The sequence below is a fragment of the Nonomuraea sp. N2-4H genome (assembly GCF_045291505.1).
Classification (GTDB): Bacteria; Actinomycetota; Actinomycetes; order Streptosporangiales; family Streptosporangiaceae; genus Nonomuraea; species Nonomuraea fastidiosa.
In genome coordinates, this window is record NZ_CP147987.1 from 7,838,407 (window position 1) to 7,851,385 (window position 12,979).

16 protein-coding genes and 1 tRNA gene are annotated in these 12,979 nt (G+C 69.1%); 7 read left to right on the forward strand and 10 right to left on the reverse strand.

The window, feature by feature from the left end:
• The first annotated feature begins 41 nt into the window (after nt 1–41).
• From WBK31_RS36215 to dnaN, 3 genes are all read left to right on the forward strand, one after another.
• The gene (locus tag WBK31_RS36215) at nt 42–1,469 is read left to right on the forward strand and encodes a histidine kinase (protein WP_364064515.1); all 1,428 of its coding nucleotides are present in this window, start codon (nt 42–44) and stop codon (nt 1,467–1,469) included.
• Complete coding sequence (locus tag WBK31_RS36220; protein ID WP_364064512.1) at nt 1,466–2,116, forward strand: response regulator transcription factor; 651 nt, start codon at nt 1,466–1,468, stop codon at nt 2,114–2,116. Before WBK31_RS36215 ends, WBK31_RS36220 begins: the two co-directional genes overlap by 4 nt.
• Before the next feature lie 425 nt (nt 2,117–2,541).
• Nucleotides 2,542–3,642 carry a DNA polymerase III subunit beta gene (dnaN, locus tag WBK31_RS36225; RefSeq protein ID WP_406673877.1) on the forward strand — a complete coding sequence of 367 codons (1,101 nt, stop codon included), beginning with the start codon at nt 2,542–2,544 and terminating at the stop codon, nt 3,640–3,642.
• Here the strand turns inward: dnaN and WBK31_RS36230 are convergent.
• The 7 genes from WBK31_RS36230 to upp all read right to left on the reverse strand — a co-directional run bounded on the left by WBK31_RS36230 (nt 3,620) and on the right by upp (nt 8,359).
• Nucleotides 3,620–4,117, reverse strand: a complete 498-nt coding sequence (locus tag WBK31_RS36230; protein ID WP_364064506.1) for a MarR family winged helix-turn-helix transcriptional regulator — start codon at nt 4,115–4,117, stop codon at nt 3,620–3,622. The genes dnaN and WBK31_RS36230 overlap by 23 nt on opposite strands.
• Before the next feature lie 39 nt (nt 4,118–4,156).
• Nucleotides 4,157–4,843 (reverse strand): FadR/GntR family transcriptional regulator, encoded by a 687-nt coding sequence (locus WBK31_RS36235; protein ID WP_364064503.1) that lies wholly within the window; start codon nt 4,841–4,843, stop codon nt 4,157–4,159.
• 100 nt (nt 4,844–4,943) lie between these two features.
• The gene (locus WBK31_RS36240) at nt 4,944–6,287 is read right to left on the reverse strand and encodes a helix-turn-helix transcriptional regulator (RefSeq protein WP_364064501.1); all 1,344 of its coding nucleotides are present in this window, start codon (nt 6,285–6,287) and stop codon (nt 4,944–4,946) included.
• Between the two features lie 95 nt (nt 6,288–6,382).
• Nucleotides 6,383–6,916, reverse strand: coding sequence for a PH domain-containing protein (locus tag WBK31_RS36245; protein WP_364064499.1), 534 nt, complete (start codon nt 6,914–6,916; stop codon nt 6,383–6,385).
• A complete protein-coding gene (locus WBK31_RS36250; RefSeq protein ID WP_355417480.1) occupies nt 6,913–7,071 on the reverse strand; it encodes a hypothetical protein in 159 nt (52 codons plus the stop codon). Before WBK31_RS36250 ends, WBK31_RS36245 begins: the two co-directional genes overlap by 4 nt.
• Before the next feature lie 97 nt (nt 7,072–7,168).
• Nucleotides 7,169–7,393, reverse strand: a complete 225-nt coding sequence (locus WBK31_RS36255) for a hypothetical protein (protein ID WP_364064496.1) — start codon at nt 7,391–7,393, stop codon at nt 7,169–7,171.
• 327 nt (nt 7,394–7,720) lie between these two features.
• The gene (gene upp, locus WBK31_RS36260) at nt 7,721–8,359 is read right to left on the reverse strand and encodes a uracil phosphoribosyltransferase (RefSeq protein WP_364064493.1); all 639 of its coding nucleotides are present in this window, start codon (nt 8,357–8,359) and stop codon (nt 7,721–7,723) included.
• A 538-nt stretch (nt 8,360–8,897) separates the two neighbouring features.
• On the opposite strand from upp, the gene WBK31_RS36265 reads away from it, so the two are divergent.
• From WBK31_RS36265 to WBK31_RS36280, 4 genes are all read left to right on the forward strand, one after another.
• Nucleotides 8,898–9,413, forward strand: a complete 516-nt coding sequence (locus WBK31_RS36265; RefSeq protein ID WP_378785832.1) for a tRNA adenosine deaminase-associated protein — start codon at nt 8,898–8,900, stop codon at nt 9,411–9,413.
• A gap of 17 nt (nt 9,414–9,430) precedes the next feature.
• Nucleotides 9,431–9,907 carry a tRNA adenosine deaminase-associated protein gene (locus WBK31_RS36270; RefSeq protein WP_364064488.1) on the forward strand — a complete coding sequence of 159 codons (477 nt, stop codon included), beginning with the start codon at nt 9,431–9,433 and terminating at the stop codon, nt 9,905–9,907.
• A 14-nt stretch (nt 9,908–9,921) separates the two neighbouring features.
• Nucleotides 9,922–10,359: a tRNA adenosine(34) deaminase TadA gene (gene tadA / locus WBK31_RS36275; RefSeq protein WP_364064486.1), complete on the forward strand. Its 438-nt coding sequence runs from the start codon at nt 9,922–9,924 to the stop codon at nt 10,357–10,359.
• Nucleotides 10,360–10,369: 10 nt separating this feature from the next.
• Nucleotides 10,370–10,459: transfer RNA gene (locus tag WBK31_RS36280), tRNA-Ser, on the forward strand.
• A gap of 226 nt (nt 10,460–10,685) precedes the next feature.
• Here WBK31_RS36280 and WBK31_RS36285 read toward each other — a convergent pair.
• From WBK31_RS36285 to WBK31_RS36295, 3 genes are all read right to left on the reverse strand, one after another.
• Nucleotides 10,686–10,982: a type II toxin-antitoxin system VapB family antitoxin gene (locus WBK31_RS36285; protein WP_364064483.1), complete on the reverse strand. Its 297-nt coding sequence runs from the start codon at nt 10,980–10,982 to the stop codon at nt 10,686–10,688.
• A 48-nt stretch (nt 10,983–11,030) separates the two neighbouring features.
• Entirely contained in the window at nt 11,031–11,873 is an 843-nt protein-coding gene (locus WBK31_RS36290; protein ID WP_364064480.1) for a neutral zinc metallopeptidase, read from the reverse strand.
• 74 nt (nt 11,874–11,947) lie between these two features.
• Complete coding sequence (locus WBK31_RS36295; protein ID WP_364064478.1) at nt 11,948–12,892, reverse strand: neutral zinc metallopeptidase; 945 nt, start codon at nt 12,890–12,892, stop codon at nt 11,948–11,950.
• Between the last annotated feature and the right edge of the window lie 87 nt (nt 12,893–12,979).

The window sequence follows — 12,979 nt, forward strand, 5'->3', positions numbered from 1 at the left end:
GTGCAGTGTGGCGACCCCGCCCGCTGTCGCAGACTGATGTCATGCTCAACAGGTACGGCCACGTCGCCGCGCTGCTGGCGCTCGGTGCCGTGCAGGTGCCCATGATCGTGGCGAGCGGCGTGCTGCTGCTGTTGTCGTTCGCGCTCGGCATGGTCTTCCTGTTCCCGCCGCAGGTGATGATGGTCAGGCGGATGGCCGAGCTGCACCGGCGGCTGGTCACTCGGCATGCCGGCATCGCCGTCGAGTCGCCCTACCTGCCGCCGCCCCCGCCTCCGGTGCCGCAGGCCGACGGCATGTACCGCTCCGATCGCACGCTCTACAAGACCCCTCGCGTGCCCGCGTGGAACAACCGGTGGCGGTGGCTGGTCAGCGACCCCGGCACGTGGCGCGACCAGAGCTGGCTGCTGCTCGACCCGCTGGTCAAGGTGCTGCTGCTGCCGGCGCTGCTGCTGGTTCCCGGTCGCGGCCTGCGTCTGTACGCCCGCTGGTGCCGGCTCCTGCTCGGCGCCACCGCCGCCAGCCGCCTGGCGGCCCAGGTCGGCCACCTCAGGCGCACCCGCAATCTGGCCGCCGACTCGCAGGCGGCCGAGATGCGCAGGATCGAGCGCGACCTGCACGACGGCACGCAGGCCAGGCTGGTCGCCATCGGCATGACGCTGGGCGCGGTCGAGCAGCTCGTGGACACCGACCCGGCCGCGGCCAAGGCGCTGCTCGCCAAGGCCAGGGAGGCGTCGTCGGAGACGCTCACCGAGCTGCGCCGGGTCATCCGCGGCATCCACCCGCCGGTGCTGGCCGAGCGCGGCCTGGCCGACGCCGTACGCGCGCTCGCCATGGACAGCCCGCTGCACGTCACCGTCGACGTGGACCTGCCGAAGCGGGCCGAGCCGCCGGTGGAGGCGGCGGTCTACTTCGCGATCAGCGAGCTGCTGTCCAACGCCGCCCGGCACGGCGGCGCGCAGGAGGCCACCGTGGACATCAGCGCCCACGGCCCCCACCTGCGCGTCACGGTCATGGACGACGGCATGGGCGGCGCGGACCCGTCCAAGGGCAGCGGCCTGGCCGGCATCGAGCGGCGGCTGGCGGCGTTCGACGGCGTGCTCGCCGTGCACAGCCCGCCCGGCGGCCCGACCACGGTCACCATGGACCTGCCCCACGTGCTGCCGGAGCCCGAGAGCGCGACCCGCAAGATGCCCAGGTGGAAGATGATCGTCGTCGGGCTCCTCTGGGCCACGGCCTGGTGCCCCACCTTCCCGCAGGGCGTGGTGGCCGCCATCTTCAAGATCTTCGACATCGATGAGAAGGCGTGGTTCCTCGCCCTTTACCTGCCGCCGCAGTGGCAATGGCCGACGATCATCGGCATGATCGTGCTAGGTGTCGTCATGCACGTCATGGCCATTCGCATCCCCGCCGCTCACGACAACCAGCGCTTCCTGCTTTACTCCAAGCCGCTCAATCCCTGGATTCCATGAACCGCGTTCTCGTCGCAGAAGACCTCTACCTGCTGAGGGACGGCCTCGTCCACCTGCTCCAGGCCCACGGCTTCACCGTCGTCGCCGCTGTCGAGAGCGGGCCAGAGCTGCTCAAGGGCCTGCTCGAACTGCGTCCAGACGTCTCCATCGTCGACGTACGGCTGCCGCCCACCCACACCGACGAGGGCCTGCAGGCCGCGCTCGCGGCCCGGCGGCAGGTGCCCGGCCTGCCCATCCTCGTGCTGTCCCAGCACGTCGAGCAGCTCTACGCCCGCGAGCTCCTCGCCGACGGCTCCGGTGGGATCGGCTATCTGCTGAAGGATCGCGTCTTCAACGCCGAGCAGTTCATCGACGCCGTACGCCGGGTCGCCGCCGGCGGCACCGCCATGGACCCCGAGGTGATCGCCAAGCTGCTGGCCAAGAACTCCAAGCGGCAGCCGCTCGACCACCTCACGCCGCGCGAGCGCGAAGTGCTGGAGGCCATGGCCGAAGGACGCTCCAATGCGGCGATCTCCCAGCGGCTCTACCTGAGCGAGAGCGCCGTGGCCAAGCACACGGCCTCCATCTTCGCCAAGCTCGGCCTGGCCCCGTCGGACGACGACAACCGCCGCGTGCTCGCCGTACTGGCCTACCTCAACAGCCGCTGACCACCCTGCCTGCACGCCTTCCACCGCCGCCGATCCCGTCGCACCGAGTCGCCGGCGGGACGAGCCGGCGCGCCTCCCGCCTCCTTCGACCTCAGCCCGCACGGACCTGCACGTCCTCGCTGTGCTCGTGTGCTTCGGGGGTCGTTTCGGGCCGGGCGCGCCTCTACTTCCCCCTTGATCCTCAGCTGTTGATGACCTGCACGTCCTCGCTGTGCTCGTGTGCTTCGGGGGCCGCTTCGGACCGGGGCGGAGTTGTCGGTTGCAGGGGGCCGCCACCCCCACTTCCCCTCTGGTCCTCAGCCCTTGGGACCTGCAGGTCGTCGCCACGCTCGCGTATCTCAGGGGCTACTCAGACCCGGGCGGAGTTGTCGGTGGCACCGGCTATTTTCATAGGGCAGGTGGCGGCGAAGAAGAGGTGGTATGAGGTGAAAATCCGGGTTAACCGCGATGTTCTGGCAGATGCTGTGGCATGGGCGGCCCGCATTCTTCCGAGCCGCCCCGTGGTGCCCGTCCTGTCCGGGCTGCTGCTGGAGGCGACGGACGACCTCCTGACGCTGTCCGCGTTCGACTACGACGTCTCGGCGCGCGCCGAGGTCGACGCCCACGTGTCCGAGGCGGGCCGGGTGCTCATCCCCGGCAAGCTGCTGGCCGAAATCACCCGCAGCCTGCCCGCCGACGACGTCGAGCTGGTCACCGAGGGCACGGAGGCGGTGCTGACCTGCGGCAGCGCGGAGTTCGGCCTCATCACGATGCCGGTCGAAGACTTCCCGTCGCTGCCCGCCATGCCGCCGGCCATCGGCGCGATCGGCGGTGGCGTGTTCGCCTCCGCGGTCGGCCAGGTGGCTCCGGCCGCGAGCCGCGACGACACGCTGCCCATGCTCACCGGCATCAGGGTCGATATCGAGGGTGAGTCGGTGACCATGGCGGCGACCGACCGTTACCGCATCGCCGCCCGCGACTTCACCTGGCGTCCCGCAGCCCCCGGCGTCGCGGTGTCGGCGATGGTGCCCGCCCGGGTGCTGGTCGAGGTGGCCAAGTCGCTGCGCGGCGGCGAGGTCTCCGTGGCGATGGGCGACGGGGTGGCCGGGTTCGAGAGCGTCGGGCGCAGCACCACCGTGCGGCTGCTCGACGAGCAGTTCATCGACTACCGCTCCCGGCTGACCACCGACTGGTCGATCAGGGCCGACGTCCCGGTGGCGCCGTTCGTCAACGCGGTCAAGCGGGTGGCGCTGGTGGCCGAGCGCAACACCGCGGTGCGGCTGTCGTTCAGCCAGGGGCAGGTGCTGGTCCAGGCGGGCGGCGGCGACATCGGGCGCGGCGCCGAGGTGGTGCCGTGCGAGCTGCGCGGCGACGACATCCAGATCGCGTTCCAGTCGCAGTTCCTGCTCGACGGGCTCACCGGCATCGAGACCGAGCTGGCCCGCATCAACCTCGAATCGCCCACCAGGCCCGCGCTGATCCAGGACGTGCCGGGCGACGCCAACCCGGCGTTCCGCTACCTCGTCATGTCCCTGCGTCAGGTGTGAGAGCGGCCTGTGTCCCCGCGTCGGCCATGGTCGCCGTCTGACGTGCGGCGACCAGCCGGAAGACGCGCTTGAACTCCGCGTACGCCTCCTCGCCCACGGCCCGCGCGTGTGCCGCCTCCATGGCGGCGAGGATGGCGTCCGAGCGGGCGATGAGGTCGCGCCCCTTGCCGGTGGGCACGATCAGCTTGGCACGCCGGTCGGCGGGGTCGCGCCGCCGTTCCACGTAACCGAGCTCGACCAGCTCGTCCACGAGCGTGCCGATGACCTGCTTGTGCCGGCCCGAGCGGGCGGCGAGGTCCGTCGCCCGGGTGCCGGAGTCGTCGAGATAGGCCAGCACGGCGCCGTGGCGGGGCCGCAGCTTGTCATGCCCCTGCACGGCCAGCTCGGCGAACAGGGCGCGCTGCAGCGCGAACAGCGTGCGCCCGGCCAGCATCCCGAGATCGGGATCCTCGTGCGCACGCCGGCTTCTGTCCATGTGCGCCATCGCCCGGCAGCTTCCGCCCGTGCGAACGGCTCAGGACTCGGATTCGGACTCGGTGAGCGCGATGAGGATGTGCTCCATGCAGGCGTGCCCGGCCCGCTCGGCCGCCGTCGCGTCGCCGGCCGCGATGGCCCTGGCGATGGCGTCGTGCGGGATGTAGCTCTTGTTCAGCGACGTGCCCGCGGCCGTGATGCTGGCCCGCAGTGCCGCCGAGAAGTCCTCGTACAGGTCGATGAGAACGAGGTTGTGCGTGGCGTGCGCGACCGCCATGTGGAAGGCCAGGTCGGCCTCGACGAAGAAGTCGGGGTCGTCGAGCTGCCAGGCCCGCTCCCGCTCGGCCAGCGCCTCCTCGATGCGCCGGATGTCCTCATCCGTGCGCCGGGTGGCGGCCAGGCGGGCCGACTCGACCTCGAGCGCACGGCGTACCTCGAGGATCTCCAGCTGCTCGGCCTGGCGCAGCCGCCGCAGCATCGCGCCGGACAGCTCGCTCGTCGCGCGCACGTAAGTGCCGTCGCCCTGACGGCACTCGAGCAGCCCGGCGTGTGTGAGGGCGCGTACGGCCTCCCGGACGGTGTTGCGGCCCACCCCGAGTTGCTCGGCGAGCGCGGTCTCGGTCGGGATCTTGCCGTTCATCGGCCACGACCCTGAGGTGATCTGCTCTTTCAGCTGCTCGATCACCTGATCGACGAGCGAAGCCCGCTGCGCCGTACGCAGACTCACAGTCCGCCTCCTCCGGGGAAACCAATCATCCTATGAGTCAATGACTGGTAGACCCTCATTATTCCAGACTCACTAGGCCAATCTGGAAGCTCCCGGAGGTTCAGCGAGAAACTGTGGCGTCAATCGTCACCCCTGCCATGGCGGAGCGAACTCCGGCAGCTTCAAGGGCTTTACGATATGCGGCCGTCTGCAGTGCCTTGGACTCGCCCCTGCCATAAAGGTCGCCCAGCTCACGCCAGCACCGTGCGGCCTGGCGATCCGAGCCGAACACCGGCCGGTTGAGCGTGTCGAGCAGCTCGTGCGCGGTGCTCAGATGCGCGGTCGCGTCGCCGTCCTGCTCGAACGCCACGGTGGCCAGCACCAGGTGCGCCTCGGCCGCGGTGGTGCCCGAGCCGTCGTGCTCGAGCCCGGACGCCTTGACGGCCAGCTCGCCCGCGCCCATGAAGTCGCCGGCGCGCAGCTTCACCCGCGCGTGGACGATCAGGCTCTCGCCGTATTCGCGTACGGTGGACGGGAACACCGAGAACGCCCTGACGGCCTCGCCGGCCAGCCGCTCGGCCTCCTCGATCGGGCCCGCGCCCATCCTGGCCCAGTGCATCGCCGTGCGGGCCAGCAGCAGCGCGATGCGGTTCTCCCTGCCCGCCATGATCGCGTCGTCGGCGAGGCTGACGGCGAGCGCCGAGTCCTCACCGGCCGCCGCGGCCGCGCTGGCGTGCCACAACGCCTTGATCTCGGCGGAACGGTCCACAACCTCTGGGACACCCGCGGTGTCGAGCACCCGCTTGACGTACGCGAGCGCGGGGGAGTCGGTCTCGCTCTCGCCGCGCGCCTCGATCAGCGCGGCGGCCAGCTCGACGGCCACCTCGCCCTGCGTGATCTGCAGCCGCTCGGCCTGCCCCAGCGCCACGGCCGCCAGGTCGCGCGCCCGCAGCCGGTCGCCGGCCTGCTGGTAGCAGCGGCTCAGCGCGATGGTGATCGGCAGGTCCGCCAGCCGCTCGGGGTGCGCCGCCGCCTCCCTGCGCAGCCGTTCGAACGCCTCAACAGCCTGACCCAGACGGCCCTGCGCCTCGAGAGCGCGCGCCCGGCCGAACCGCGCCTGCGCGGTCAGCATGGCGTTCTCCTCGTCCGCGGCCTTCACGATGTCCGTGAAGCGGTCCGCCGCGGTGGCCGGGTCGCCATGCTGCAGCTCGAGCTCGGCATGACGGAGCCCGAGCTCGGTGTCGATGCGCTGGCGGGGCTCGATCCCGTGCAGGAGGAACTCCGTCGTGCATCCCAGCCGCTCGGCCAGGAGCCGGGCAACCACAGGAGTCGGCGTACGCTTACCCGACTCAATGAGCGAGACATAACTGTCCGACAGGTCGGGTCCGGCCAGCTGGGCCTGAGACATCCGCCTGTTCAGCCGCAATCCGCGGACGCGGTCACCGATGGTTCCCTGACTCGGCATCTCATCTCTCAAGGCGGGGAAGGGTCAACAACACGCAATGATTGCATGAAGTAGCCGAATCTGGTATCCCCGCGTGAAATTTTGCCACGTCGAGATTAATCGTCCCCGTCGTCCTTGCCGGGGAAAAGCATCTGGCAGACCTCAAGGTAGAGAGTCTCCGGATACGGAATGTATTCGACCGTTGACAGAGCCTGGTCCTGACCAGCGGATTCGAGGATGAACTCACCGTAACCGAGCATGCGCCCCAGTAGAGATCTTTGGAAGCTCATGTCGGTGACCTTGCCCAAAGGCATCATCGCGACCTTGCGCGTGATCAGCCCGGTGGTGAGCAGCATTCGTTTGGACGTCACCACAAAGTAATCGACCGACCACTCGGCGACTTTCCAAACGAAGCGGATCAGCAGCAACAGCCATAGCCACCACACGACGACCAGCGCCGTGCCGCCCGCCTCGCCGCCGCCGAAGAACCGGCTGAGGAGCCCGGCGACGATGAGGCCGCCGAGCACCTCGGCGACCGGGCGCAGCAGAATGGCGGGATGCCGCCGCACCATGATGACCGATTGTTCCTGGGGGAGGAGGTAGCGGTTGACCGACGATGGAGCAGAGTCCCCGTGGGTCACAAGTCTCATGAGAGGCTGTTCACGAATTGGGCCAGCGAGTCGGCCGCGTTGAACACCGTGTCGAACGCTCCCTTCACCGCATCCGCGGCGTCAGCTGGTCGCGCGAACAGGTAGTACGCGACAAATGCGATACCACCGTATGTGAGGACCTTTTTGACCTGCACCGTCGCCTCCGTGCCACTTACCCACTCCACCCGCCCTCTACATTACCCACCCGGGTGCCCGGGTAAAGGTGACTTGGCGGGTTGATTTTGATCTTGCTTAGCCGCGCTCGCTGGCCACCAGGGCCAGCACGTGTAGGTGTTTGCGTGCGATGCGCTCCACGAGGCTCGGATGTGCGTAGCCGGTGACCTCCAGCGCGCCGTAGTGCGCCGCTTCCACGCAGCGCGTTACGGTGGTCGCGGAGTGTATGCCGGCGAACTCGTCGCACAACATCGACTCCACGTCGGCGTACGGAGTCGGGTCCGCCTCGGTGTGATCGCTCATCGTGCCCCCACGCGCATGCGGAAGTTGCCTTCCGGTTCTCTTCGTACCCACACAACCACAGTATGTAACGAAGTGATGACGTGTCGTGACGGGTCATGGACTTTTCCGAGGAGAACTTTCCCGCCCCGGCACGTCGAGGGGCGGCCGGGACGGGCCGCCGGACCGGAAGCGCGCGAACGGAGACGGGGCATCGCGAGGCCGACGGATACTCCGTCGGAGCCCGGAGCCCGGAGCCCGGAGCCCGGAGCCCGGAGCCCGGAGCCCGGAGCCCGGAGCCCGGAGCCCGGGAGCCGTCATGGTGTGGGGCCCGGGCTTGGGCGCCGATCGTCAGACGACGCCGTAGAGGCGGTCGCCGGCGTCACCGAGCCCCGGCACGATGTACCCGTTCTCGTTGAGCCGTTCGTCCAGCGCCGCCGTGACCACGCGGATCGGCTTGCCGGAGTTGGCGAACACCTTGTCCATGTACGCCAGCCCCTCGGGCGCCGCCAGCAGGCAGATCGCGGTGACGTCGACCGCGCCCCTGTCGAACAGGAACTGCACCGCCGCCGCCAGCGTGCCGCCGGTGGCCAGCATCGGGTCGACGACGTAGCACTGCCGCCCCGACAGGTCGTCGGGCAGCCGCGTCGCGTACGTCTCCGCCTGCAGCGTCGACTCGTTGCGGATCATGCCGAGGAACCCGACCTCGGCCGTGGGCAGCAGCCTCGTCATGCCGTCGAGCATGCCGAGCCCGGCCCGCAGAATGGGCACGACCAGCGGGTACGGCTTCGCCATCCGCACCCCCTTGGCCTGGGCCACCGGAGTCTGCACGGTGACCTCGCTGACCCGAACGTCGCGGGTGGCCTCGTAAGCGAGCAGCGTCACCAGCTCGTCCGCGAGCCTGCGGAAAGTGGGCGAGTCGGTGCGGACATCACGCAGCGTGGTGAGCTTGTGGGCCACGAGCGGATGATCGACGACGAGGGTCTCCATGGCACCCAACGGTATCTCCTGGACAACCCTGCTATCGACCCCTCGCCCGGCCCTGGAAGATCACGTCACGGGTGGTGTACGAGCTGCGCGGGCGTCGCCCTCCGTCCCTCTTCCATTGAAGACGGGTCGGTCTGAAGACGGGTGGGGCGCGTCAGAGCCCGGCGCCGGGGGCGCGGGCGTCGCTCCCCGTCACCAGGGGTCAGGGCGGTCGTGGTCGGCGAGCCGTGAGCGGGCGCCGGATCGTACGGGCGTCGCCTTCGTACTTCTTCCTCAAGGACCAGGACCGTCGCGCCCGGGTGAGGGGCGAGCGGGGCGGCAGGGGGTCCGGATGCCGCTGCCTCCCCGAAGGCCGGGGCTGCCTTCCGGCGAAGGCCGGGGCTCCCCTTCCGAAGGCCGGGGTGCGAACGGGACATTGGGGACGCGCGGGGATCACATCTTTGGTTTTGATCACAATTTGGTCGGAGAGCCACACGCCCGGTGGCCGGGTCTGGAACGATTGGGTCCCGGTGATATCTGTCGTGTCAGAGGTCGGGTGGGGATGGCGATGACAGACGAAGACGCTCTCGACTTCGCCATCGTGGTTTACCGCGAGGACGACTGCTGGCAGGCCGAGCTCCTGCCGGTCTCGCTCACGTCCGATCTGAAGGGGCTCATCCACGCCCTGAAGCAGCAGCCGAGCGAGAGCGGCACGATCGGGCTTGTCGCCGTGGGCGACGAGTTCTTCGTGGCGCTGCGGGTGCTGGGCGACCGGGTGGACGTGTTCCTGTCCGACATCGCCGCCTCGTGGGACTTCCCCCTGGCCCGTCAGGTTCTCGACTACCTCGACATCCCCGTGCCGGACGAGGAGGAGCTGGACGAGATCCTGCAGGATGAGGAGACCGTGCTCCCCGCCGGAGATCTGTCGATCTTCGCCGATCTCGGGTTGGACGAGATGGAGCTGGGCATCCTCTCCGGCGACATTGACCTGCTTCCCGAAGATGTGCTGTCCAGCATCGCCGCGCGGCTCGGGTTCTCTGAGCCGTTCGAGCGTGCCATCGAATCAGTCTTCGGCTGACCCCCTGGAGCGCGGACATGGCGTCCAACACCTTTTCTGCGGCCTTCGTCAGGACCTCCGACGGCTGGAGCGGTGCCGAGGTCGATCTCGGGGACGTCGAGATCGTCGACGACTTCGGTGACGCCGTCACGGAGGCGCTGGGTCTCACCGGCGACGAGCTCGCCCTGCTGTGCGTCGAGGTCGAGGACGAATGGTTCGCCATCGCCCGCTATCAGGGCATCGAGGAGCCCCGGGTGTTCCTCTCCGACGTGCACTCGATCGTCTCCGACCGCCTCGGCGAGCTGTTCGCCGAGTTCGCGGGGGTGGCGCCCGACAAGGAGGGCAACGGGCTCGGCGTGCGCCCTGCCGGCGACTTCGAGCTGCTCAGCGACCTCGGCGTGAGCGCCGACGAGCTGCTCGAGCTGAGCATGGAGGAGGGCATGCTGCCTGCCGACATCCTGTCGGTGATCGCCGAGCGGCTGTCCTTCGCCGACGAGCTCGACCGGTTGCGGTGACGTACGAGGACGCGATGCGTCTGGCCCTGGCGGAGGCGGATGCGGCCGCCGCCAGGGGTGAGATCCCGGTCGGCGCCGTCGTGCTCGACGAGCGCGGCGAGGTGCTGGCCGCGGCGGGCAACGACCGCGAGTCCACCGCCGACCCCACGGCGCACGCCGAGGTGCTCGCGCTGCGCAAGGCCGCCGCGCTGCGCGGTGAGTGGCGGCTGGGCGGCTGCACGCTCGTGGTGACGCTGGAGCCGTGCACGATGTGCGCGGGCGCCGCCGTGCTGGCCCGGGTGGATCGGATCGTGTACGGCGCCACGGACGAGAAGGGCGGCGCCGTGGGATCGCTCTGGGACGTCGTCCGCGACCGCCGGCTCAACCATCGGCCCGAGGTCGTCATGGGAGTACTCGCAGCTGAGTGCGGTGCGGCGCTAAAGCGGTTCTTCGCCACTCGCAGGATCCGGTAAGGTTATGCGCGGTGGTGTCGCCTAGTGGCCGAGGGCGCACGCCTCGAAAGCGTGTGATGGGGCAACTCATCCGTGGGTTCAAATCCCACCACCACCGCCATCGCCGAAGGGCCTCCGAGATCTCGGGGGCCCTTTCGCATGTTCGCCGGCGTTCGCCCATCCGCCTGCGTTCGCTCGTTCGCCTGCGTTCGCTTGTCGGAGCTCGCGCCGCCCGGCGACAACCGTAACCGTATTCACCGGCGGTTCATCGCGGAAAAATGATGTTGGCCGGAAAAACAAAGAGGGGGCCGCGCGAATCTCACGGCTCCCCTCTTTGAAATCCTTTCTCAGTTGGGCAGCTCAAGGACCCTGGCGTGCAGGATCGATCGTTGGTGCAGTGCCGCCCGCAACGCTCGGTGCAGGCCGTCCTCCAGATAGAGCTCGCCCTGCCACTGCACCACGTGCGGGAAGAGGTCCCCGTAGAACGTGGAGTCGGCCGCGAGTAGCGAGTGCAGGTCCAGCATGGCCTTCGTGGTGATCAACGAGTCGAGCCGGACCTGCCGTGGAGGGATCTGGGCCCAATCGCGGTTGGTCAGACCGTGGTTGGGATAAGGGCGTCCGTCGCCGACTTGCTTGAAGATCACCCCCCCGATTTTAGGAGAGATTCCGATTCCTCGCGTTGTCCGGCCACATCACCCCAGCGTTCCGAGGGCGCAGTCGGCCGGTGATCCGTTTTCGTATCCGCGCGTGAACGCGGCGACGCGCTGCCGCGAGCTGCCGTGCGTGAACGATTCGGGATCGATTCTTCCGGTGGTGCGTTGCTGGATCCTGTCGTCGCCGACCGCGGCCGCGGCGTCGAGCGCTTCGGCGATCTCGGCGGAGGTGAAGGGCTGCTCGTAGAAGCCGGTTTCGATCGCGTTGCGCGCCCAGACGCCGGCGTAGCAGTCGGCCTGGAGCTCGACGGCGACGGAGCTGCCGGCGTCGAGGGCGCCGAGAAGTTTCTGTACGTGGTGTCCGTACTCGTGGGCGATCACGTACGCCTGGGCGAAAGGCCCGCCTTTGGCGCCGAACTGCGAGCGGAGCTGGTCGAAGAAGCCGAGGTCGAGGTAGACGCGCTGGTCGCCGGGGCAGTAGAAGGGGCCGACGGACGAGCTGGCCGAGCCGCAGGCGGTTCTCAACCGCCCCGAGTACAGCACGGTCTTCGCCGGTCGATATCCCGAAATCTCCCTCTTCCAGTAGTCCTGGATGCTATTGACCACGCCCACCACCCGGCACTTCTCCGACTGGTCGGCGTCCCTGCCCGTCTGGCACTGCGCCGTCAGGTTGGCGGGAGGCCGCCCGTGGCCGGGCTCGGGTGTGTCGCCGACGTTGTTCAGCACTAACACCAGCACCAGGACGATCAGGCCGACGATGCCGCCGCCCCCGAAGATGATGCCGCCGGGGAAACCGGAGAACCCGGAGAAGCCGCCACCGCCGACGTCCCCGTAGTCCTCCACCTGCGACGCGTCGAGATCCGCCTGGTCTCTGAAGTCCATGCTGACATCCCTTCTCGGGGTATTGCCCGCATGACAGATTGCCCCGAACCGTGACAGACGTATCGCAGTGGGGGTCAGATACGCCCGGAGAAGGTGTCGCAGCGGTTGGGGTCGCCGGTCTCGTACCCGGTGCTGAACCAGCGCTCGCGCTGCTCCGACGTGCCGTGCGTGAAGGCGTCGGGCGTCACCCGGCCCTGGGAGCGCCGCTGAATGCTGTCGTCGCCGACGGCCGCCGCCGCGCTGAGCGCCTGCTGGATGTCGCTCTGGGAGAACGGCTGCTCGTAGAAGCCGGTCTTGACCGCGTTGCGCGCCCAGACGCCGGCGTAGCAGTCGGCCTGGAGCTCAAGGCGCACCGACGGGCTGTCGGCGCCCGGGCGGTTGTCGCGGCCCACCTTGTCCATGGTGCCGAGGAGGTTCTGTACGTGGTGTCCGTACTCGTGGGCGATCACGTACGCCTGGGCGAAAGGCCCGCCCTCGGCGCCGAAGTCGCGCTGGAGCGTGTCGAAGAAGGTCAGGTCCAGGTAGACCCTGCGGTCGGCCGGGCAGTAGAACGGCCCCACGGCGGAGTCGGCCGCGCCGCAGCCCGTCCGGACCGCTCTGGTGAACAGCACGGTCTTGGCCGGCCGGTATCCCGAGATCTGCCCCTTCCAGTAGTCCTGGATGCTGTTGACCGTTCCGACCACCCGGCAGTCCTCCGACTGGTCGGCGTCGGCGCCGGTCCTGCAGCGTTCGGCCAGGTTGCCGGTCGCGGGCGCGCTGGGCTGCCGGCCGCCGCCCTGGACACCCGGATCGCCCTGCTCGCCCGGGTCTCCGGTGAAGGGCGTCGGGATGAGGCCGAACAGGAACATCGCGGCCACCGCCAGGATCAGCAGCAGGCAGCCGCCGCCCTTGCCGCCGATCGGCAACATGCAGCCGCCCGGCATCCCGCCGAGCCCGCCGCCTCTGCCGGGGCGCCTGCCCGACGCTCGTGCGTCCTCGACCTGGGACGGGTCGAGCGGTTTGTCGTCGTCGAACTGCATCGAAGCCTCCGACCGCAGTTCTCCCCCGTAGCGTGACGATTACGCTACGCTACGAAAATTCCTGGGACTTCCGTGATATGTCCGGGT

Coding starts and splice junctions, on each gene's coding strand:
- WBK31_RS36215 (WP_364064515.1), top strand. CDS start 42: ATGCTCAACAGGTACGGCCACGTCGCCGCGCTGCTGGCGCTCGGTGCC.
- WBK31_RS36220 (WP_364064512.1), top strand. CDS start 1,466: ATGAACCGCGTTCTCGTCGCAGAAGACCTCTACCTGCTGAGGGACGGC.
- WBK31_RS36230 (WP_364064506.1), bottom strand. CDS start 4,117: ATGGACAGAAGCCGGCGTGCGCACGAGGATCCCGATCTCGGGATGCTG.
- WBK31_RS36240 (WP_364064501.1), bottom strand. CDS start 6,287: ATGCCGAGTCAGGGAACCATCGGTGACCGCGTCCGCGGATTGCGGCTG.
- WBK31_RS36245 (WP_364064499.1), bottom strand. CDS start 6,916: ATGAGACTTGTGACCCACGGGGACTCTGCTCCATCGTCGGTCAACCGC.
- WBK31_RS36255 (WP_364064496.1), bottom strand. CDS start 7,393: ATGAGCGATCACACCGAGGCGGACCCGACTCCGTACGCCGACGTGGAG.
- upp (WP_364064493.1), bottom strand. CDS start 8,359: ATGGAGACCCTCGTCGTCGATCATCCGCTCGTGGCCCACAAGCTCACC.
- WBK31_RS36265 (WP_378785832.1), top strand. CDS start 8,898: ATGGCGATGACAGACGAAGACGCTCTCGACTTCGCCATCGTGGTTTAC.
- WBK31_RS36270 (WP_364064488.1), top strand. CDS start 9,431: ATGGCGTCCAACACCTTTTCTGCGGCCTTCGTCAGGACCTCCGACGGC.
- tadA (WP_364064486.1), top strand. CDS start 9,922: ATGCGTCTGGCCCTGGCGGAGGCGGATGCGGCCGCCGCCAGGGGTGAG.
- WBK31_RS36290 (WP_364064480.1), bottom strand. CDS start 11,873: ATGGACTTCAGAGACCAGGCGGATCTCGACGCGTCGCAGGTGGAGGAC.
- WBK31_RS36295 (WP_364064478.1), bottom strand. CDS start 12,892: ATGCAGTTCGACGACGACAAACCGCTCGACCCGTCCCAGGTCGAGGAC.